Origin of the sequence: Streptomyces aureocirculatus (assembly GCF_000720475.1) — a bacterium.
GTDB classification, from domain to species: Bacteria; Actinomycetota; Actinomycetes; order Streptomycetales; family Streptomycetaceae; genus Streptomyces; species Streptomyces aureocirculatus.
The window spans coordinates 37,550-55,047 of record NZ_JOAP01000023.1; the positions used below are offsets into that span (position 1 = coordinate 37,550).

Annotated in this window: 20 protein-coding genes, 1 pseudogene and 1 riboswitch; of the genes and pseudogenes, 11 read left to right on the forward strand and 10 right to left on the reverse strand. The window is 70.7% G+C overall.

Annotation, left to right across the window (positions count from 1 at the left end; genetic code table 11):
- Window positions 1–19 precede the first annotated feature (19 nt).
- The 4 genes from IG78_RS0122100 (at window position 20) to IG78_RS48245 (ending at window position 3,425) form a co-directional block, all read left to right on the forward strand.
- On the forward strand, window positions 20–751 hold the full coding sequence (locus IG78_RS0122100) for a type 1 glutamine amidotransferase (protein ID WP_030565884.1): 732 nt from the start codon (window positions 20–22) through the stop codon (window positions 749–751).
- Window positions 752–1,073: 322 nt separating this feature from the next.
- Complete coding sequence (locus IG78_RS0122105; protein ID WP_030565885.1) at window positions 1,074–2,099, forward strand: 6-phosphofructokinase; 1,026 nt, start codon at window positions 1,074–1,076, stop codon at window positions 2,097–2,099.
- Window positions 2,100–2,212: 113 nt separating this feature from the next.
- Complete coding sequence (locus tag IG78_RS0122110; RefSeq protein ID WP_030565886.1) at window positions 2,213–3,172, forward strand: cytochrome c oxidase assembly protein; 960 nt, start codon at window positions 2,213–2,215, stop codon at window positions 3,170–3,172.
- Between the two features lie 94 nt (window positions 3,173–3,266).
- A complete protein-coding gene (locus tag IG78_RS48245) occupies window positions 3,267–3,425 on the forward strand; it encodes a hypothetical protein (RefSeq protein ID WP_037685940.1) in 159 nt (52 codons plus the stop codon).
- A gap of 71 nt (window positions 3,426–3,496) precedes the next feature.
- Here IG78_RS48245 and IG78_RS0122120 read toward each other — a convergent pair whose 3' ends face one another.
- Complete coding sequence (locus IG78_RS0122120; RefSeq protein ID WP_030565887.1) at window positions 3,497–3,898, reverse strand: subtilase-type protease inhibitor; 402 nt, start codon at window positions 3,896–3,898, stop codon at window positions 3,497–3,499.
- A 351-nt stretch (window positions 3,899–4,249) separates the two neighbouring features.
- Between IG78_RS0122120 and IG78_RS0122125 the strand changes: the two genes are divergently transcribed.
- A complete protein-coding gene (locus tag IG78_RS0122125; protein WP_030565888.1) occupies window positions 4,250–4,993 on the forward strand; it encodes a lysophospholipid acyltransferase family protein in 744 nt (247 codons plus the stop codon).
- 139 nt (window positions 4,994–5,132) lie between these two features.
- On the opposite strand, the gene IG78_RS0122130 is transcribed toward IG78_RS0122125, so the two are convergent.
- The 8 genes and pseudogenes from IG78_RS0122130 to IG78_RS0122165 form a co-directional block, all read right to left on the reverse strand.
- Window positions 5,133–6,749 (reverse strand): alpha/beta hydrolase, encoded by a 1,617-nt coding sequence (locus IG78_RS0122130; protein ID WP_030565889.1) that lies wholly within the window; start codon window positions 6,747–6,749, stop codon window positions 5,133–5,135.
- Window positions 6,750–6,939: 190 nt separating this feature from the next.
- Window positions 6,940–7,683: an urease accessory protein UreD gene (locus IG78_RS0122135; RefSeq protein WP_030565890.1), complete on the reverse strand. Its 744-nt coding sequence runs from the start codon at window positions 7,681–7,683 to the stop codon at window positions 6,940–6,942.
- A 20-nt stretch (window positions 7,684–7,703) separates the two neighbouring features.
- The gene (gene ureG / locus IG78_RS0122140) at window positions 7,704–8,393 is read right to left on the reverse strand and encodes an urease accessory protein UreG (RefSeq protein WP_030565891.1); all 690 of its coding nucleotides are present in this window, start codon (window positions 8,391–8,393) and stop codon (window positions 7,704–7,706) included.
- Between the two features lie 103 nt (window positions 8,394–8,496).
- Window positions 8,497–9,171: an urease accessory protein UreF gene (locus tag IG78_RS0122145; RefSeq protein ID WP_030565892.1), complete on the reverse strand. Its 675-nt coding sequence runs from the start codon at window positions 9,169–9,171 to the stop codon at window positions 8,497–8,499.
- A gap of 14 nt (window positions 9,172–9,185) precedes the next feature.
- Window positions 9,186–10,907, reverse strand: a complete 1,722-nt coding sequence (locus IG78_RS0122150; RefSeq protein WP_030565893.1) for an urease subunit alpha — start codon at window positions 10,905–10,907, stop codon at window positions 9,186–9,188.
- A 211-nt stretch (window positions 10,908–11,118) separates the two neighbouring features.
- Window positions 11,119–11,427, reverse strand: a pseudogene (locus tag IG78_RS50610) (urease subunit beta); the annotation flags it as partial.
- A 283-nt stretch (window positions 11,428–11,710) separates the two neighbouring features.
- Window positions 11,711–12,013, reverse strand: coding sequence for an urease subunit gamma (locus IG78_RS0122160; protein ID WP_037685957.1), 303 nt, complete (start codon window positions 12,011–12,013; stop codon window positions 11,711–11,713).
- Window positions 12,014–12,306: 293 nt separating this feature from the next.
- Window positions 12,307–12,645, reverse strand: a complete 339-nt coding sequence (locus IG78_RS0122165) for a type II toxin-antitoxin system Phd/YefM family antitoxin (RefSeq protein WP_030565896.1) — start codon at window positions 12,643–12,645, stop codon at window positions 12,307–12,309.
- A 125-nt stretch (window positions 12,646–12,770) separates the two neighbouring features.
- Between IG78_RS0122165 and IG78_RS0122170 the strand changes: the two genes are divergently transcribed.
- The 4 genes from IG78_RS0122170 (at window position 12,771) to IG78_RS0122185 (ending at window position 15,641) form a co-directional block, all read left to right on the forward strand.
- The gene (locus IG78_RS0122170) at window positions 12,771–13,415 is read left to right on the forward strand and encodes an ATP-dependent Clp protease proteolytic subunit (protein ID WP_078965373.1); all 645 of its coding nucleotides are present in this window, start codon (window positions 12,771–12,773) and stop codon (window positions 13,413–13,415) included.
- 7 nt (window positions 13,416–13,422) lie between these two features.
- Window positions 13,423–13,752 (forward strand): hypothetical protein, encoded by a 330-nt coding sequence (locus IG78_RS0122175; protein ID WP_037685942.1) that lies wholly within the window; start codon window positions 13,423–13,425, stop codon window positions 13,750–13,752.
- 494 nt (window positions 13,753–14,246) lie between these two features.
- A riboswitch (cyclic di-AMP (ydaO/yuaA leader) is annotated at window positions 14,247–14,399 on the forward strand.
- A gap of 3 nt (window positions 14,400–14,402) precedes the next feature.
- Window positions 14,403–14,888 carry a C40 family peptidase gene (locus IG78_RS0122180; protein WP_030565899.1) on the forward strand — a complete coding sequence of 162 codons (486 nt, stop codon included), beginning with the start codon at window positions 14,403–14,405 and terminating at the stop codon, window positions 14,886–14,888.
- A 108-nt stretch (window positions 14,889–14,996) separates the two neighbouring features.
- Entirely contained in the window at window positions 14,997–15,641 is a 645-nt protein-coding gene (locus IG78_RS0122185; protein ID WP_051852840.1) for a DUF6328 family protein, read from the forward strand.
- A gap of 26 nt (window positions 15,642–15,667) precedes the next feature.
- Here IG78_RS0122185 and IG78_RS0122190 read toward each other — a convergent pair whose 3' ends face one another.
- Window positions 15,668–16,099, reverse strand: a complete 432-nt coding sequence (locus tag IG78_RS0122190; RefSeq protein ID WP_030565902.1) for an ATP-binding protein — start codon at window positions 16,097–16,099, stop codon at window positions 15,668–15,670.
- Window positions 16,100–16,361: 262 nt separating this feature from the next.
- Between IG78_RS0122190 and IG78_RS0122195 the strand changes: the two genes are divergently transcribed.
- The gene (locus tag IG78_RS0122195; protein ID WP_030565903.1) at window positions 16,362–17,222 is read left to right on the forward strand and encodes a helix-turn-helix domain-containing protein; all 861 of its coding nucleotides are present in this window, start codon (window positions 16,362–16,364) and stop codon (window positions 17,220–17,222) included.
- Between the two features lie 9 nt (window positions 17,223–17,231).
- The gene (locus IG78_RS0122200) at window positions 17,232–17,456 is read left to right on the forward strand and encodes a DUF397 domain-containing protein (protein WP_030565904.1); all 225 of its coding nucleotides are present in this window, start codon (window positions 17,232–17,234) and stop codon (window positions 17,454–17,456) included.
- The last annotated feature ends 42 nt before the right edge of the window (window positions 17,457–17,498 follow it).

Genomic DNA, 17,498 nt, shown 5'->3' on the forward strand with positions numbered 1-17,498 from the left:
TTCGTAGGGACCAATGAGCATGAGCGACAACAGCCTGCGTCTGGTGTGGGTCTACCCCGACCTGCTGAGCACGTACGGCGACCAGGGCAACGCCCTCGTGGTGGAGCGGCGCGCCCGCCAGCGCGGCCTCCAGGTCGAGCGGTACGACGTCCGCAGCGACCAGCCCGTGCCGACCTCCGGTGACATCTATCTCATCGGCGGCGGCGAGGACCGTCCGCAGCGCCTCGCCTCCGAGCGGCTGCGCCGCGACGGCGGCCTGCAGCGGGCCGTGGGCAACGGCGCCATCGTCTTCTCGGTGTGCGCGGGCTACCAGATCCTCGGCAACGAGTTCATCAACGACCTCGGCCAGCGCGAGCCCGGCCTCGGCCTGCTCGACGTGGTGTCGACGCGCGGCGAGGGCGAGCGCTGCGTCGGTGACGTCCTCGGGGACATCGACCCGCAGCTCGGTCTGCCCGAGCTCACCGGCTTCGAGAACCACCAGGGCATCACGCACGTCGGCCCCGGCTCGCGCCCCTTCGCCAGGGTCCGCCTCGGCAAGGGCAACGGCACCGGTGACGGCACCGAGGGCGCGTACAACGGCACGGTCTTCGGGACGTACATGCACGGGCCCGTGCTCGCCCGTAACCCGCTCATCGCGGACCTGCTCCTGAAGCTGGCCCTCGATGTGAACGCGTTGCCGCCCACGGACGACCGCTGGTACGAGGCTCTGCGCGGGGAGCGGATCTCTGCTGCGCAGCAGCAGCCTGCGTAGCGCGTGGCGCCTCCGGCGGGGTGGGCGGCGTACGGTCCCTGCGCGGGGGCGGGGGCTGCGTGCCGTGCGGGTCGGACGCCTTGCCGTCTGTCGCGCTGCGCGCTCGTCCTCAAACGCCGGACGGGCTGAATACCCCGTCCGGCGACCGGCTGCGGCGCTGGAAACACCGTCCCCTCGGTCGGCTGCCGGTGCGGCTCCAGCGATGCTCTGTCCACCTGGCGGGCGGGCCTGTGGCGGTGGGGCTCTCGCCGGTAGGGTGGGCCAGATCCAGCCGGACGACGTGGTCCGGTCACCGGCCCACGTAGCAAAGGTATTCCGCGCTATGCGCATTGGTGTCCTGACCTCCGGCGGCGACTGCCCCGGCCTGAATGCCGTCATCCGCTCGGTCGTGCACCGTGCCGTCGTCGACCACGGCGACGAGGTCATCGGCTTCCACGACGGCTGGAAGGGCCTGCTGGAATGCGACTACCGCAAGCTGGACCTGGACGCGGTGGGCGGCATTCTGGCGCGCGGCGGCACGATCCTCGGCTCCTCGCGGGTGCAGCCCGCTCACCTGCGTGACGGCGTCGAGCGCGCCAAGGGCCACGTCGTCGACCTCGGCCTCGACGCGATCATCCCGATCGGCGGCGAGGGCACGCTCAAGGCCGCCCGGCTCCTCTCGGACGCGGGCCTGCCCATCGTCGGCGTGCCGAAGACCATCGACAACGACATCGCCGTCACCGATGTGACGTTCGGGTTCGACACGGCGGTCGGTGTCGCCACCGAGGCCCTCGACCGCCTCAAGACCACCGCCGAGTCCCACCAGCGCGTCCTGATCGTCGAGGTCATGGGGCGGCACACCGGCTGGATCGCGCTGCACTCCGGCATGGCGGCCGGCGCCCACGCCATCGTCGTACCGGAACGCCCCTTCGACATCGAGGAGTTGGCGGCGAAGGTCGGCGAGCGCTTCGAGGCGGGCAAGAAGTTCGCGATCGTCGTGGCCGCCGAGGGCGCCAAGCCGCGCGAGGGCACGATGAAGTTCGACGAGGGCGCCAAGGACGTCTACGGCCACGAGCGGTTCGCGGGCATCGCGCGCCAGCTCTCCCTCGAACTGGAGCAGCGCCTCGGCAAGGAGGCACGCCCGGTGATCCTCGGCCACGTCCAGCGCGGCGGCACCCCCACCGCGTACGACCGGGTGCTTGCGACGCGCTTCGGCTGGCACGCCGTGGAGGCCGTGCACCGCGGTGAATTCGGCAGCATGACGGCGCTGCGCGGCACGGACATCGTGATGGTGCCGCTCGCCGAGGCCGTCGAGACGCTGAAGACGGTGCCCGACGAGCGGTACGCGGAAGCGGAGTGCGTGCTCTGACGCCCGCCCCACCGAGTCCCTGGAACCGCCCCCGGTCGCCGACGCGGCCGGGGGCGGTTCTACTCTGGGTGCCGACACACAGCGCACAATCGGCACGAAACAGGAGCCAGCGGATGGATCACAGCGGGCACGGCATGCATGGCATGAACATGGATCTGCCGCCGTTCACGCTGGGGCGCGGGCTCGAACCCTCGGCCGACCCCTTCTTCCTCGTCGGCTGTCTGGCGGCCCTCGCCCTGTACGGGTGGGGGGTCGTGCGCCTGGTGCGGCGCGGCGACAAGTGGCCGGTGGGCCGCACGGTCGCGTTCGTCGTCGGTGTCCTGACCGTGCTGCTCGTGATGTGTACGAAGCTCAACGACTACGGCATGGTCCTGTTCAGCGTGCACATGGTGCAGCACATGGTGATCAGCATGCTGTCGCCGATCCTGTTGCTCATGGGCGCGCCGATCACGCTCGCGCTGCGGGCGCTGCCGGTGGCGGGACGCGGCCGCAAGGGCCCGCGCGAGCTGCTCCTGGCTCTGCTGCACAGCCGGTACGTACGGATCATCACGCACCCGGCGTTCACCATCCCGCTGTTCATCGCGAGCCTGTACGCGCTCTACTTCACCCCGCTTTTCGACACCCTGATGGGCTCCAAGCCCGGGCACATCGGCATGATGGTGCACTTCCTCGCCGTCGGCGTGGTGTTCTTCTGGCCGATCATGGGCGTGGACCCGGGCCCCCACCGCCCCGGCTATCTGATGCGGATGCTGGAGCTCTTCGCGGGCATGCCGTTCCACGCGTTCTTCGGCATCGCCCTGATGATGGCGTCCGAGCCGATGGTGGAAACGTACAAGAATCCCCCGGCCTCCCTCGGCGTCGAGGCGCTCGCCGATCAGAACGCCGCGGGCGGCATCGCCTGGGCCTTCAGCGAGATCCCCTCGGTGCTCGTCCTGCTCGCCCTGCTCTTCCAGTGGTACCGCTCCGACCAGCGCGAAGGCCGCCGCAAGGACCGCGCGGCCGACCGTGACGGCGACAAGGAGCTGGAGGCGTACAACGCCTATCTGGCCTCACTGGCGGCGCGCGGACGCTAGCGGCGGGAGCGCATCACGGGTGAGGATGGTCTCAGGCCACGGTCACGGCGCTCCGGGAACCGGACGCCCGACCTGCGTTTGAGGAGGCAGGGCGATGCCTGGTTCTACGAAGACGATGGGTGCGTTCACCATCGGGGGTCTGGTGATGGTGACCGCCTACAGTGTGGCGCTCGGGAGCAACGGCTGGCTGTGGTTCGGCTGGGTGGTGCTCGGGATGCTCACGATGGCGATGGTGTTCGCGCGGCCGTCGTGAGGGGCGCTGAACCGGCGCGGGCATCATGAGGGGGCGCCGAGCGGCGCTGCCCTCCATGGCGGAGGACGTACTCAGAAGCGGAAGACGTGCCCCGTGCTCGCGCCCAGCTCGCACGCGTTGGCGTACGTCTTGTGCCACGCCACGGGCCTGCCGCGGAACTCCCCTTCGGCGGTCACGGTGACCGGCGCGTACTCCTTGGTGCACAGTTGGTCCCGCGCGACCGGCAGCGCGCCGAAGTCGCCGTGGGCCGCGTCGAGCTCGGCGCAGGCCCGCGCAGCGTGCGGGTGGTGACCCGACGGCTTCGGCGCGCACGTCAGCGCGAGGCCGCGGATCCAGGTGCCCGAGTCGCCGGAGACGGTGAGGAAGAGGCCGCGCCGGTGCTCCGGAGCCTCGGCTCCGGGTGCCGCCGCGACCGGCGCGGCGGCCGCGGCGAGCGCGAGCAGGGCGGCCGCGGTGACGATGGACGAGCGCATGGGACCTCCGCGGGCAGCGACGGGCGCCGGTCACGGACGGTGGCGTCCGGGGGGACGCCGATCACGGACGGCGATGTCCAGGACGTCGGCGGTGACGTCGGGCGATGACGTGTGGCACCACCCAGAGCACCCCCGCGGCCCCGCGCCGGGCAAGCCGCCACGCCACCGGTTCCCCCATACGGACGCACTCGCCCCACCCGTCGACGTACGCCTCACCCGTACGGACCACCAAGCCCGTCGGGCACGGATCACATGCGTCCACGATCGACAAGGACCCGAACGGGCTCTCGCGTCCGCGCCGCCGATTGACTACTGTGCGTCGGCACCACCCCCGGGGAAGGCGGCGCCCGCATGTTCTACCTACTGCTGAAGTACGTGATCCTCGGGCCGCTGCTCCGGCTGATGTTCCGGCCCAGGATCGAAGGCCTGGAGCACGTTCCGGAGCACGGCGCGGCCATCGTGGCCGGCAACCACCTGTCGTTCTCCGACCACTTCCTGATGCCCGCCATCATCAAGCGGCGCATCACGTTCCTGGCGAAGGCCGAGTACTTCACGGGCCCCGGCATCAAGGGCCGGCTCACCGCCGCGTTCTTCCGCAGCGCCGGGCAGATCCCGGTGGACCGCTCCGGCAAGGAGGCGGGCCGGGCCGCGATCCGCGAGGGCCTCGGCGTGCTGCGCAAGGGCGAGCTGCTCGGCATCTACCCCGAGGGCACCCGCTCGCACGACGGGCGGCTTTACAAGGGCAAGGTCGGGGTCGCGGCGATGGCGCTGCGGGCGCAGGTGCCGGTGATCCCGTGCGCCATGATCGGCACGTTCGAGGCGCAGCCGCCGGGGAAGGTCGTACCGCGCTTCCGGCGCGTGACGATCCGCTTCGGCGAACCCCTCGAGTTCTCCCGCTACGCCGGCATGGACGGCGAGAAGGCGGTCCTGCGCGCGGTCACGGACGAGCTGATGTACGCGATCCTCGGCCTGTCCGGGCAGGAGTACGTGGACAAGTACGCAGCCGTGGTGAAGGCGGAGGAGGAAGCGGAACGGGCCGCGGGCGGCGGGCGCCGCGTACAGGACCGGAAGTTCCCGAAGATGCCCCTGAGCTGAACCCACGTACTACTGGGAGACCGCCGGGCGTCAGGCCCGAAGGCGAGCCGGACGCCCGGCCCGAAGCCGAGCCGGGCGCCAGGCACGAAGGCGAAAGGCCCGAAGCGATCTCCCAGTAGGAGCGAGGTATCCGCCGCAGTTACGGCTTGGGGGTGGCGTGCGGGGTGCACGTCACGTCACGGCTGTCGAGCTTGCCGGTGAGCAGGTAGGAGTCCACACGCTCGTTGAGGCAGGGGTTCACCAGGTTGGTGATGCCGTGCGAGCCCGCGTCCTTCTCCGTGATCAGACGTGAACCCTTGAGACGCTTGTGCAGCTCGACCCCGCCCGGGTACGGCGTGGCGGCGTCGCGCGTGGCCTGGGCGATCAGCGTGGGCGGCAGGCCCTTGCCGGTCTTGACCTCGACGGGCTTGTGCTGCTTGCTCGGCCAGGTCGCGCACGGCAGGTTCATCCAGGCGTTGGCCCAGGTCATGAACGGGTGGTCCTTGTGGATGCGGGTGTTGTCCCGGTCCCACTTCTTCCAGCTCGTGGGCCACTTGGCGTCGGCGCACTCGACGGCGGTGTAGACGGCGTTGCTGTTCTCGGACGCCTTGTTGCCCGCGATGTCGGACAGGTCGGGGCTGGCGGCCTCGATCAGCGGCTTCGGGTCACCGGCGACGTACTTGCTCCAGTTGGTCGCGATGGAGACCCAGGTGGAGTCGTAGTAGGGCGCGTTCTGGAAGTAGGCGACGAGCTCGGCGGGGCCGACGACGCCGTCCAGCGGGTTCTTCTTCGCCGTCGCGCGCAGCTTCTCCCACTGTCCGCGCACCTTGTCGTAGGTGTCACCGAGGTGGAAGGTCGCGTCGTACTTGGCGACCCACTTCATCCAGTCCTTCAACCGGACCTCGAAGGCGACGTCCTGGTCGAGGTTGGCCTCGTACCAGATCTTCTCCGTGGACGGGTTGACGACCGAGTCGAAGACCATGCGGCGCACATGCGAGGGGAAGAGGGTGGCGTAGACGGCACCGAGGTAGGTTCCGTACGAGACACCCAGGTAATTGAGCTTCTTCTCCCCCAGCGCGGCGCGGATGACGTCCAGGTCACGGGCGGTGTTGGGCGTCGTCATGTGCGGCAGCACGGCGCCGCTGCGCTCCTTGCAGCCCTGCGCGTACTCGGCGGCGAGCTTGCGCTGGGCGCGCTTGTCGGCCGCGGAGTCGGGGACCGGGTCGAGCTTGGGGGCCTTCACGAACTCCTGCGGGTCGACGCAGGAGATCGGCGCGGAGTGGCCGACGCCGCGCGGCTCGAAGCCCACGAAGTCGTAGGCCTTGGCGGTCTTCTCCCACAGCTTGTTCTTGGTGGTGACGCGCGTGGGGAAGCGCAGGCCGGAGGCGCCGGGTCCGCCGGGGTTGTAGAGGAGCGCGCCCTGACGCTCGCCCTTGCTCCCCGTGTTGCCGATGCGGTCGACGGCGAGCTTGATCTGCTTGCCGTTCGGCTTGGCGTAGTCGAGGGGCACGGTGACCCAGCCGCACTTGATGGGCTTGGCGAGCCCCCAGTCCTGCGGACAGTCCGCCCAGTCGATGCCCTTCTTGGCGGCACGCCGCGCGGCGACGGCGGCACCGGCCTGCTCCCGGTCCTTGGCGGACGCGGCGTGGGCGCGCCCCTGGTCAGCACTTGCGTCGGCGCTCGCGGACGGCGCGGCGAGCGCCCCCGCTATCAGCGTCGCCGCGACGAGTGTGCCCGCGGATCCGAACGTCACCGTCCGTCTGGTCCGCGTGGTCATCGGGGTACGACTCAAGTGGGGCCTCCCGCACATCGATTCGGTCGTTCGCTCGGTACGGGGATACTTCCGTCTGCGCGGTCCCTGACAACAGGGGGATCGGCCGTTCTTTGCCAATCCGATAAACGGACCGGGTTGTACCGGTAAGCGGCGCTGGGTGGGGCGGTGGGCGTGGCCGGTGGGTGCGGGTGGGTCAGGTGAGGCGGTGCAATGCCTCGTCGAGGGTGTGGCGGAGGTGGAGTGCGTTCGGGGACAGGGCGGTGATCAGTGCTCCGGGGCCGGGGAGGGGGGTCAGGGCCGCGTGGTCGGTCAGCATCGTTGCCGCAGGGGGTTCTTGGGCGAAACGCGGATGGATCAGGACCAGTTGGCCGACGGCTCTGTGGCCGCCCAGGACAGCCGGGCCGTCCCAGCCACCGGGGGCGCCGGGGCCGCATGTCAGCTCCTGGTCCAGCAGGGGGCGGCCCGCGACGCGCACGGTGAGGCGGCTGCGGAGCAGGCCGGGGTCCTCGCCGGCCCGGCCGAGCACCTGCTCCTCGCGCAGGACGAGGCATCCGCCCTCCTCGACGTCCGCCCGCGTCGTGACACGCAGCTCGCTCCCCCGTACCGAGATGAGCTGTTCCGGGAGCCAGCGCAGCTCCGCGTAGGACGCGACCGTGAGACGCACGTCGTAGTGCGCCGCCGCCCCGTCCTGGCCCGGCAGCGCGATCGTCGCGGCCGCCGAGCCCACGCCCAGGCGCGCGCCCGCGCCCACGTCCGCCTCCACTACGAGACGGTCCCCGCCGAGCGGGCCGCTCATCGCCCCCACCAGCGTCACCTGCGCCGCGGGCCCCGTCGCCCGTGTACGGCGCAGGGCAAGGGGGGCCTCTCCCTCCAGGACCGGCAGGACGGTACGCCCGTACCGGTCGGCGCGGGCACCGATGCGGGCCCGGGCATGCACCCCGGCCGGACTCGCCGGGCTCACTTCGCCGCTGCTCCCGCCCACGCCGCGTGCTGCTCCCGCACCCATCGCGCCACCGCCGACACATGCTCCTCCGACCGCAGCGACTGGAACACCACCGGGAGCTCAGCGCGCTGCGCCTTCGCGTCGGCGGCCATGCGGGCCAGGTCCGAGCCCACGTACGGGGCGAGGTCGGTCTTGTTCACCACGAGCAGGTCCGCCGTCGTGACACCGGGGCCGCCCTTCCGCGGGATGTCGTCGCCGCCCGCCACATCGATGACGAAGATCTGCGCGTCCACCAGGCCGCGGGAGAACGTCGCCGTGAGGTTGTCGCCGCCCGACTCCACCAGGACGAGGTCCAGCGGACCCACCTCGTCCTCCAGGTCCTCCACCGCCTCCAGGTTCGCCGAGATGTCGTCGCGTATCGCGGTGTGCGGGCACGCGCCCGTCTCCACCGCCGTGATGCGCTCCGGCGGCAGCACGGCCTCGCGGAGCAGGAACTCCGCGTCCTCACGCGTGTAGATGTCGTTGGTCACCACGGCCAATGACATCTCGTCGCGCAGGAGTCGGCAGAGCGCTGCGACGGTGGCCGTCTTCCCCGAGCCGACGGGGCCGCCGAGGCCGATGCGCAGGGCCCTGCGGGTGCCGTCGGGGCGGTGCGCGTCCGCGCTGACGGCCGCCGCCTCGTCGTGGGTGTGGTCGAGGTGCATGCTTCTCCCCTTATGTTCTGGTGTTGCGGGTACGGGTGCCAGTACGGGTGACTGGTACGGAATGGTGGGTTTGTTTTTTTGGGTGTCCCGCTCGGGGCTGCGGCTATGACGCGAACAACCTCACGTCCCACCCGGCGTGCCCCTCCGCCCCCACCTCGAGGAGTGGCGCCGACGCCGCCGGCAGGGTGTCGGTGCCCTCGTCCCATGCTCGGCGCGCCGCCTCCGCCGCCTGGCGGGCCACCGTGTCCATGTCGGGGGCGAGCCGGGCCAGGACCGCGGTGGCTTCGAAGGGGTCGAGGCTCAGGAGCCGGACCACTGCGGTGGCGGGGCCGCTGACGTTCTCGTACGCCGTGCAGTGGGCGGCGTCCTCCGCGTCGAGGCCTGCCGCCCGCGCCGCCGTGCCGAGGACCACCGGCTGGTGTGCGCCCTTGGGGAACCGCGCCGCCAGGGCGTCGAGTTCGGGCGACGGCCAGGCCACTCGCGCGGCCCGCAGCAACTGCCTGCCGAGCTTACGGGCCGCGGTGCGCAACGCCGCGGACGGCGTACGCGCGTCCGCCGCCTCGTCCAGGGCCACCGGATCGACCCCGAGCGCCGCCGCGCCCGCGAGCGCCGCGGACACCGCGCCCGTGGTGTGCAGCCGCCCACGGCAGAAGTCCTCCAGGGATCGTGCCCCGGTGATCCGGCCCGCCTTGACGGCCGCCTCGGCGCCCCCGGAGTGCGCGTGCCCACCGGCGGGGAGACGCCCGTCGGCCAGGACCAGCAACGCGGCCCGTGACATGTTCGCTCACCGCCTCAGAACAGGAAGTACCGCTGGGCGAGCGGAAGTTCGGCGGCGGGTGACGGCTCGACGAGTTCGCCGTCGATGCGGACGGCGAAGCTGTCGGGGGCGACTTCGACCCGCGGCAGGGCGTCGTTCTCGCGCATGTCGGCCTTCGTACGCCCCCGCGTGGACTCGATCGCCACGAACGGCCGCTCAAGAGAGAGGCGTTCGGGCAGCCCGTCGTCCAGCGCGGAACGCGTCACGAAGTTCAGGGAGTTGCGCGCGGGCGCCCTGCCGTGGGCGCCGAACATCGGGCGCGGCAGCACCGGCTGCGGGGTGGGGATCGAGGCGTTGGCGTCGCCCATCTGCGCGTACGCGATCTGCCCGCCCTTCAGCACCACCTGCGGCTTGACACCGAAGAACGCCGGGTCCCACAGCACCAGGTCGGCGAGTTTGCCGCTCTCCACGGAGCCGATCTCCCGCTCGACGCCCTGAGCGATCGCCGCGTTGATCGTGTACTTGGCGACGTACCGCCGCGCCCGGTGGTTGTCGGCCCTGCCGTCCCCCGGAAGCGCGCCGCGCCGCCGCTTCATCACGTGCGCCGTCTGCCACGTACGCAGGACGACCTCGCCGACGCGTCCCATGGCCTGTGAGTCGGACGACATGATCGAGATGGCGCCCAGGTCGTGCAGGATGTCCTCCGCGCCGATCGTCGTCGGCCGGATACGGGACTCGGCGAAGGCCAGGTCCTCCGGTACCGCCGGATTCAGGTGGTGACAGACCATCAGCATGTCGAGGTGCTCCTCGACGGTGTTGACGGTGTGCGGGCGGGTCGGGTTGGTCGAGCTGGGGAGCATGTTCGGCAGCGAGACGGCCGTGATCATGTCGGGGGCGTGGCCGCCGCCCGCGCCCTCCACATGGAAGGCGTGCATCGTACGTCCCGCGACGGCCTTGAAAGTGGCGTCGACGAAGCCCGCCTCGTTCAGGGTGTCGGTGTGCACGGCGAGTTGGGCGCCGGTGTCCTCGCACACGTTCAGGCAGGCGTCGATCACCGCGGGCGTCGCGCCCCAGTCCTCGTGGATCTTGAAGCTGACGGCGCCCGCGCGCAACTGGGCGTGCATCGACTCGGCGGACGTGGTGTTGCCCTTGCCCAGGAAGCCGATGTTGACCGGGGCGTTCTCCATCGCCGCGAACATTCGGGCGAGGTGCCAGGCGCCGGGCGTGATGGTGGTGGCCTTGCTGCCCTCGGCAGGTCCTGTGCCACCGCCGATGAGGGTGGTGACGCCGGAGGCGAGTGCCTCGTCGACGATCGTCGGCGAGATGAAGTGGATGTGTGTGTCGATGCCGCCGGCCGTGAGGATCTTGCCGTTGCCCGCGAGGATCTCGGTTTCCGGGCCGATGACGAGATCGGGGTGCACGCCGTCCATGGTGTCCGGGTTGCCGGCCTTGCCGATGCCGGTGATCCGGCCGTCCCGGATGCCGACGTCCGCCTTGACCACGCCCCAGTGGTCGATGACCACGGCGCCGGTGACCACGGTGTCGGGCGCGCCTTCGGCCCGTGTCGTACGGGACTGGCCCATCGACTCGCGGATGACCTTGCCGCCGCCGAACACGGCCTCGTCGCCGGAGCGTCCGGGGCCGCCGGAGCGGTCCTCCTCGATCTCGACGAGCAGATCGGTGTCGGCGAGCCGGATCCGGTCCCCGGTGGTGGGGCCGAAGAGGTCCGCGTACGCGGCACGGGAGAGCTCAGGCATCGACGGCACCTCCGGTCTGGCCGCCCGGACCGGCAGTGACGGGACCTCGGGTCCCGCCGCCCGGACCGGCAGTGACGGGACCTCGGGTCCCGCCGCCCGGACCGGCGGTGACGGCGGATCCGGTCCCCTCCGGCTGGTCGGCGGTGACGGCGGGTCCGGTCCCGCCGGGCAGGTCGGCGGCAGCAGCACCCGCCGTCCCGCCGCCCGCCCCGGAGTCGAGCGCACCCCCGGTCTCCCCGCGCAGCCCGGGCACGACCCGTGCTCCGGCCAGCGGGACCAGTTCGACGTCCACCGGGATGCCGGGCTCGAAACGCACGGCGGTGCCCGCGGCGATGTTGAGCCGTAGGCCGTGCGCGGCGGCCCGGTCGAAGTCCAGGCCGGGGTTGGCCTCGGCGAAGTGGTAGTGGGAGCCGACCTGGACGGGGCGGTCGGCGGCGTTCAGGACCGTCAGCCGGGTGGTGGCGCGGCCTTGGTTGTAGGCGACGGGCTCCTCGGCGAAGAAGATCTCGCCCGGCACCAGGCCGGGACCGTCGCCGGAGGTGCCGAATGCGTCGAGGGCGCCCAGGGCCGCGCGGGCGTTTCGGCCGCCGATGGCGCCGGCCGCGCCGAGGGCGGCGCCGGAGCCGTTGGCTGCGGAAGAGCCGTTGGCTGCGGAAGAGCCGTTGGCTGCGGAAGAGCCGTTGGCTGCGGAGGAGCCGTTGGCTGCGGAGGACATACAGCTCGTGTCTGCGGAGGATGTACGGCTAGCGTCTGCGGAGGACACACGGCTCGCGTCTTCGGGGGACATACGACTCGCTCCCCCGTCAGACGATCGGCTCGTGGACGGTGACGAGCTTGGTGCCGTCCGGGAAGGTCGCCTCGACCTGAACGTCGTGGATCATCTCGGGGATGCCCTCCATGACGTCGTCCCGCGTCAGCACCCTGCGGCCCGACGCCATCAGGTCGGCGACGCTGTGGCCGTCACGAGCACCTTCGAGGATGTGGGACGTGATGAGCGCTATCGCCTCGGGATGATTGAGCCGCAGCCCGCGCGCCCGGCGCTTACCGGCCACGTCGGCGGCCACATGAATGAGCAGTCTCTCCTGCTCGTGCGGGGTCAGTTGCACGTCCCACCTCACAGTCCTCGCTCCGGACCGTGCGGGGTCCGGCTGCCGCGGCCACCGCGACGGCATAGATGTAGCGCGCAGGAATATGCGCGCCGAAGTACACCTTGGCGTACGAAATCCCCAGGTGGCGTGGCAGAGCAGGCTAGTTGGGCGGAGTTTCAGCGAGGTTAACCAGCCCTTGACCCCGTCATGACCGTTCCTGGGGCTGCCCCATACCCATCAGGCCATCGAGACCCTCCGGGGGCGCGCCCATCGGCCCGCCGCCGAGTAGAGCCGACAGGCCGGTCGCGCACCTACCGCGCGTCGGGCCCGCGGTGCTCCGCCGCGATGCCGAACCGCTGCCGCCCGCCGCCGCCTCCCGGCACCGAGGAGCCGGAACCGATCGCCGAGACGGAGCTGATGATCTGCTCCTCCGCCGTGTCGGCGGTCCCACTGGCCGCGTCGGCGGCTTCCGCACCGGCGGCTTCGGCGCGGTCGATCTCGTCGAGTCGGCGCAGGTCGTCGGCGGACACGAGGGCCACGAGCGGCTTGCCGTGCCGGGTGACGACCACGCGCTCGCTGCCGTAGACGACGCGGTTGATCAGATCCGCGAGCTCTGCTCGGGCTTGCGTCACCGGAATCTCGTAGGCCATACCTCCATCATAACGTGACGTACATCCTGTACATTTTTTACAGAGGCCGCCCGCCCTGTGGCGGCGCCCGTCCGCATGCCCGTGCGTTCACACGCACGCATGTCGCACTCACCAGGAGGCACGTCATGCACACCAGGAGCGACGTCATGCACATCGGGAGGCACGTCCTGCCGGAGTTCACCGAGCGCACCAGCTCGGGACTTCGTACCCTCGACCCCTACTCCAAGCTCCTGGAGGAGCGGATCGTCTTTCTCGGTACGCCGGTCGACGATGTCGCCGCGAACGACGTGATGGCCCAGTTCCTGCACCTGGAGTACCTCGCGCCCGAACGGGACATCTCGCTCTACATCAACTCCCCCGGCGGCTCCTTCAGCGCCACCACGGCGATCTACGACACGCTACGGTTCACGAGCTGCGACGTGGAGACCGTCTGCCTCGGCCAGGCCGCCTCCGCCGCGGCGGTGCTGCTCGCCGCGGGCACACCGGGCAAACGCTCCATCCTTCCCGGCGCCCGGGTGCTGCTCAAGCAGCCGGCACTGCCGGAGGAACTGCGGGGCCAACCGACCGACCTCGCCATCCAGGCCGAGGAACTGCGTCGCACCCGCGCGCTTCTCGAGGAGATGCTCGTACGGCACACCGGACGCGATGCCGAGCAGGTCGCGGCGGACATCGAGCGGGACACGGTGCTCGACGCCGCGGCCGCGGTGGAGTACGGCCTGGCGGACCGCGTGGTGCCGAGCCGCAAGGCCTCCCGCACCGCCGCCGGGTGAGGCCGCGATGATGCCGGAACTCCCGCCGCTGCCTGCCCTGACGCGTGCCGAGGGCGAGGTCGTCGACGCCTATCTGGCGGTGGTGGACCTCCTCGGCAGGATCAATCCGGCGCGCGCGGAGCACACGTACGGGGGCCTGCGCGCGGCGCAAGCCCTCGTCAGTTGGGCCACGGAGCTGCGCGACGCGCTGACCCTGATGCATCGGCGAGGCGAAACGGAGCTGCACACGGCAACATTGACCAGGGCACTGCGGACCCTCGACGGGGAACGGCGCGCCGCACGCGTGACCCTGCCGCCCATCGCGATGGGCGAGGACGCGCCACCGTCGGCGAGTTGACCGGGGCAGCCGAGGCGGCCGGGGCATTCGGGGCATACCGTGCACCCACGCCGAGGGTGCGCCGTCGCACCGGCCGCCCGCGGGGGCGCCACGGCCGCAGCGCGCCCGCGCCGCCCGTCCGGTGAGCGGCCGGACGGGTTCCGGCGAAGGAGCGGCCGGGCCCGGCGCGACACCCGGCACGACCAGACGTGGTAGCTCATTCAGCGTACGAATCGCTCGTACGCTCGAACCTCTCGAGTTGCGCAACTCCCTTACGCGACAGGCGGAACGGGGCGTTCCAGTGCTGTTCGGGCAATCGCCCCCGACTGTGACCTGAGCCCCATTCAGGCCCTGTCCACCCGAATGGATCAGTCGTGAGGAGCCTCACATAAGGCCGTTTCGGCTCGGCATTTCGGCCACTCCCGGGTGAAGATCCCTTCCGACGACAAGCCCCCGCCACAAGCGGCGGGGCGGTCCGGGCGGACGCCGAGTCCTGCCGCCACCCGGATGACCGGTCGACATGTGTGCATTCGGCAGGAGTGGAGGACCCAGCATGGCGGGCCGCCCGGGAAACCGGCGGTCCTTGGGGTGAAGTCGTGACGCGACCGGGCATCTTCGCCTGCCCGAACCCGACAGGTCATCCTTCACAGGCGGCTGACGAAGGGTTGCGCATGACTGCGCTGCATCGTGCTCCGTCGCGTGTTCCGTCGCTCCTGACGAGGGCCGGTACCGCATCGGCTCTCACTCTCGCCGCCGTGGGCGGCACCCTCGTGGCCCCCGGGCTCACGTCGGAGGCAGAGGCCGCGACACACGGAACGAAGGCGCTCAACATCGCGGCTTCCAAGAAGGGCTCACCGTACCGCTACGGAGCCGCCGGGCCGCACCGGTTCGACTGCTCGGGTCTCACGCTCTACTCGTTCAAGCGCGTGGGCAAGAAGCTGCCGCGCACCGCCGCACAGCAGTACAACAAGACCCGCCATGTGTCCGCCGCCAACCGCACCCGCGGCGACCTGGTGTTCTTCCACTCGGGCCGGAACGTGTACCACGTCGGCATCTACGCCGGTAAGAACAAGATCTGGCACGCGCCGAAGCGGAACACCGTGGTCCGGCTAGAGAAGATCTGGACCAGGAGCGTCTGGTACGGCCGGGTCCGCTGACCCCGTCGGGCGGGCGGCGGCCGGTGACCGGGTGATGGCCGCCGCCGTCCGGGCGCAGCGCGCACGGCGCGGGGAGTGGAACGCGCCGGCGCGGGAACCTCGTAGTACATGTCCGAAAAAGGTCCACCCGCCGCGGGTGTCCCCTTCCACGACGGCCGCAACGAGACGCCTCAAGAACGGGCCGACCGGAACTTCGGCGAGCTTCTGCAGGAGCTGAGGGTCACTCAGACGGGTGTGCAGATCCTCTTCGCGTTCCTGCTCACCCTCGCCTTCACGCCCCGCTTCCCCTCGCTCGACACCGTGCAGCGCGCCACCTATGTGACCACGCTGCTGCTCGCCGTCCTGGCGGCCGCCCTGTTCACCGCTCCTGCGGCCTTGCACCGGGGACTGTTCCAGCGGGGTGCGAAGCCGTTGATCGTCCGGGTGTCGTCGCGCCTCGCGGCGGCCGGGCTGGCCGTCCTTGTGCTGGCGCTCACCGGTTCGGTGCTGCTGGTGGTGGATGTGGCGGCGAGCCGCACCGGCGCGCTGATCGCCGCCGCGTGCACGCTGTTGTCGTGCGGCGGGCTGTGGTGGGTGCTCCCCTGGGCGGTCGCACGGGCCGGGATGGAGTCCGGCGCGGCGCCCTCGCCGCTCTGGAAAGGGACCGAGGGCAGGAACGGCAGCAACGGCAGCAACGGCAGCAACGGGGCCGAGGGCGGGAACGACAGCGAGGACACGTCCCGCGACGACCGCAATACGGGCGGGCCCGGGTGACGGCGGTCCCGCGCACGGCGCCGCCGTCAACTCTGCACCGGCACCGACCACGGCAGGGTGATCCATACCGTCTTGCCGCCCTCAGGCGTCGGGCTGACCGAGAGCCTGCCACCGCACTCGGCGGTCAGCCAGCGGATGATGACCATGCCACGGCCGTTGTCCTGCTGGACGGCTGCGGGCAGCCGCTTGGGATAGCGGGGGTGGCTGTCGGTCACGCCGATGCGCAGCCGCTCGTCCCGTTCGAGCTGCACGTCGACGGTGAAGGTGGGCGACTGACCGAGGGTGTGCTGGACGGCGTTCGTGGCCAGTTCGGAGACAATGAGGCGCACGGTGTCGGCGGCGTCGGCTTCGGGCGGCAGCCCCCACTCCGACAGGACATTTCCCACATACCTGCGGGCGGCAGCTACCGAGACGGGATCGCTCGGCAGAGTGACTGACGCTTCCTGGTGATCTGCCATGGCGTTGCCGTCCCTTTCCCAACGGAACCGGACTCCGGCGCGCGGCGGAAGAACTCGAGGACGGTCCCGGAACTGGTGCTTTGCGCCAGACTGCCACTCCGAGGCCGATGACGCGCAGCGATCCACCAAGATGTGCATATATCTGTCGCTCGAAGCGGTGAACTCTACGACGACAGAACGTATTTGGGCGCAACTGCGACACTTCCTCTACTGTCTCCCACTGTCCCGTACGGTTGGCGCGGACGTCCGGAAGGAGACGGACATGCAGTACGGTCCGGCGGTACGGCGCCGCAAACTCGGCGCGGAGTTGCGGGCGCTGCGCGGACAGGCAGGACTCACCAGTGGCGAGGCGGCAGCGCGCGTGGGCTGGCACCAGTCGAAGGTGAGCCGGATCGAGACCGGGCGCTCCGGTGTACGTGCCTCGGACGTACAACTGCTCCTCGACGCGTACGAGGTCGGGAACCCGCAGTTGCGGGAGCTCCTGATCGTGCTCGCGGGCGGGGACGAGGACAACGGGCGGCATCACTGGTGGCACGCCTATCGCGGTCTGCTGCCACCCGCCTACCGCGACTTCATCAGCCTGGAGTCCCAGGCCTGCCGGGTGCGCACCCTGGAGACCACGGTCGTGCCGGGGCTCCTGCAGACGCCGGAGTACGCCCGTGCGGTGACACGTGCCGCTCTCGGCGGGCTGCCCGAGGAGCAGGTGGAGGCCCTGGTCCGGGTGCGGCTCGCCCGGCAGGACGTACTGCGCAACGAGCCACCGCTGCGACTGAGCGTCATCCTCGACGAGGCGGTGTTGCGGCGCCAGGTCGGCGGGCCCGAGGTTCTCGCCGGTCAATTGCGGCGGCTGCGGGAGGTGTCACGGCTTCCCCAAGTCCGGATCCAGGTCCTTCCGTTCGCCACCGGCGAGCACATGGGACTGATCGGATCTTTCGTTATCCTCTCCTTTCCGGACATTTCTGATCTGGATGTGGTCGTTCTCGACCATTTGACGAGTAGCCTCTACCTCGAACGGAAAGAAGATCTCAAGGCGTACACCGACGCCTTCAACTCCCTCCAGGGACAGGCGCTTTCCGTTCACGATTCAATGGATTACATCGCCGAGTTAGGTGACGGCACGTAAGGAGGCACTATGACTGCACTGCCTCGGTCCGTTCCCTCCAGCACGTCTCTCGAAGACGTGCGGTGGCGGCGCAGCAGCCGCAGCAATGGAATGAACAACTGCGTGGAAACAGCGTCGCTCGGCTCAGGGCCGCTCGCCGGTCTGCTGGCCGTGCGCGACTCGAAGGACACGGCCGGACCTGCCGTGCTCTTCTCCCCCGCCGCCTGGAAGGACTTCACCGGCGCCCTTCGGTGAGGACCGCGTGACTGCGCCGGACCCTGGACCCAGGTCTCAGGT

Excerpts from the sequence above, each read along its gene's own strand:
- IG78_RS0122100 (WP_030565884.1), top strand. The coding sequence starts at position 20 with ATGAGCGACAACAGCCTGCGTCTGGTGTGGGTCTACCCCGACCTGCTG.
- IG78_RS0122105 (WP_030565885.1), top strand. The coding sequence starts at position 1,074 with ATGCGCATTGGTGTCCTGACCTCCGGCGGCGACTGCCCCGGCCTGAAT.
- IG78_RS0122110 (WP_030565886.1), top strand. The coding sequence starts at position 2,213 with ATGGATCACAGCGGGCACGGCATGCATGGCATGAACATGGATCTGCCG.
- IG78_RS48245 (WP_037685940.1), top strand. The coding sequence starts at position 3,267 with ATGCCTGGTTCTACGAAGACGATGGGTGCGTTCACCATCGGGGGTCTG.
- IG78_RS0122120 (WP_030565887.1), bottom strand. The coding sequence starts at position 3,898 with ATGCGCTCGTCCATCGTCACCGCGGCCGCCCTGCTCGCGCTCGCCGCG.
- IG78_RS0122125 (WP_030565888.1), top strand. The coding sequence starts at position 4,250 with ATGTTCTACCTACTGCTGAAGTACGTGATCCTCGGGCCGCTGCTCCGG.
- IG78_RS0122130 (WP_030565889.1), bottom strand. The coding sequence starts at position 6,749 with ATGACCACGCGGACCAGACGGACGGTGACGTTCGGATCCGCGGGCACA.
- ureG (WP_030565891.1), bottom strand. The coding sequence starts at position 8,393 with ATGCACCTCGACCACACCCACGACGAGGCGGCGGCCGTCAGCGCGGAC.
- IG78_RS0122145 (WP_030565892.1), bottom strand. The coding sequence starts at position 9,171 with ATGTCACGGGCCGCGTTGCTGGTCCTGGCCGACGGGCGTCTCCCCGCC.
- IG78_RS0122150 (WP_030565893.1), bottom strand. The coding sequence starts at position 10,907 with ATGCCTGAGCTCTCCCGTGCCGCGTACGCGGACCTCTTCGGCCCCACC.
- IG78_RS0122165 (WP_030565896.1), bottom strand. The coding sequence starts at position 12,645 with ATGGCCTACGAGATTCCGGTGACGCAAGCCCGAGCAGAGCTCGCGGAT.
- IG78_RS0122170 (WP_078965373.1), top strand. The coding sequence starts at position 12,771 with ATGCACACCAGGAGCGACGTCATGCACATCGGGAGGCACGTCCTGCCG.
- IG78_RS0122175 (WP_037685942.1), top strand. The coding sequence starts at position 13,423 with ATGATGCCGGAACTCCCGCCGCTGCCTGCCCTGACGCGTGCCGAGGGC.
- IG78_RS0122180 (WP_030565899.1), top strand. The coding sequence starts at position 14,403 with ATGACTGCGCTGCATCGTGCTCCGTCGCGTGTTCCGTCGCTCCTGACG.
- IG78_RS0122185 (WP_051852840.1), top strand. The coding sequence starts at position 14,997 with ATGTCCGAAAAAGGTCCACCCGCCGCGGGTGTCCCCTTCCACGACGGC.
- IG78_RS0122190 (WP_030565902.1), bottom strand. The coding sequence starts at position 16,099 with ATGGCAGATCACCAGGAAGCGTCAGTCACTCTGCCGAGCGATCCCGTC.
- IG78_RS0122195 (WP_030565903.1), top strand. The coding sequence starts at position 16,362 with ATGCAGTACGGTCCGGCGGTACGGCGCCGCAAACTCGGCGCGGAGTTG.
- IG78_RS0122200 (WP_030565904.1), top strand. The coding sequence starts at position 17,232 with ATGACTGCACTGCCTCGGTCCGTTCCCTCCAGCACGTCTCTCGAAGAC.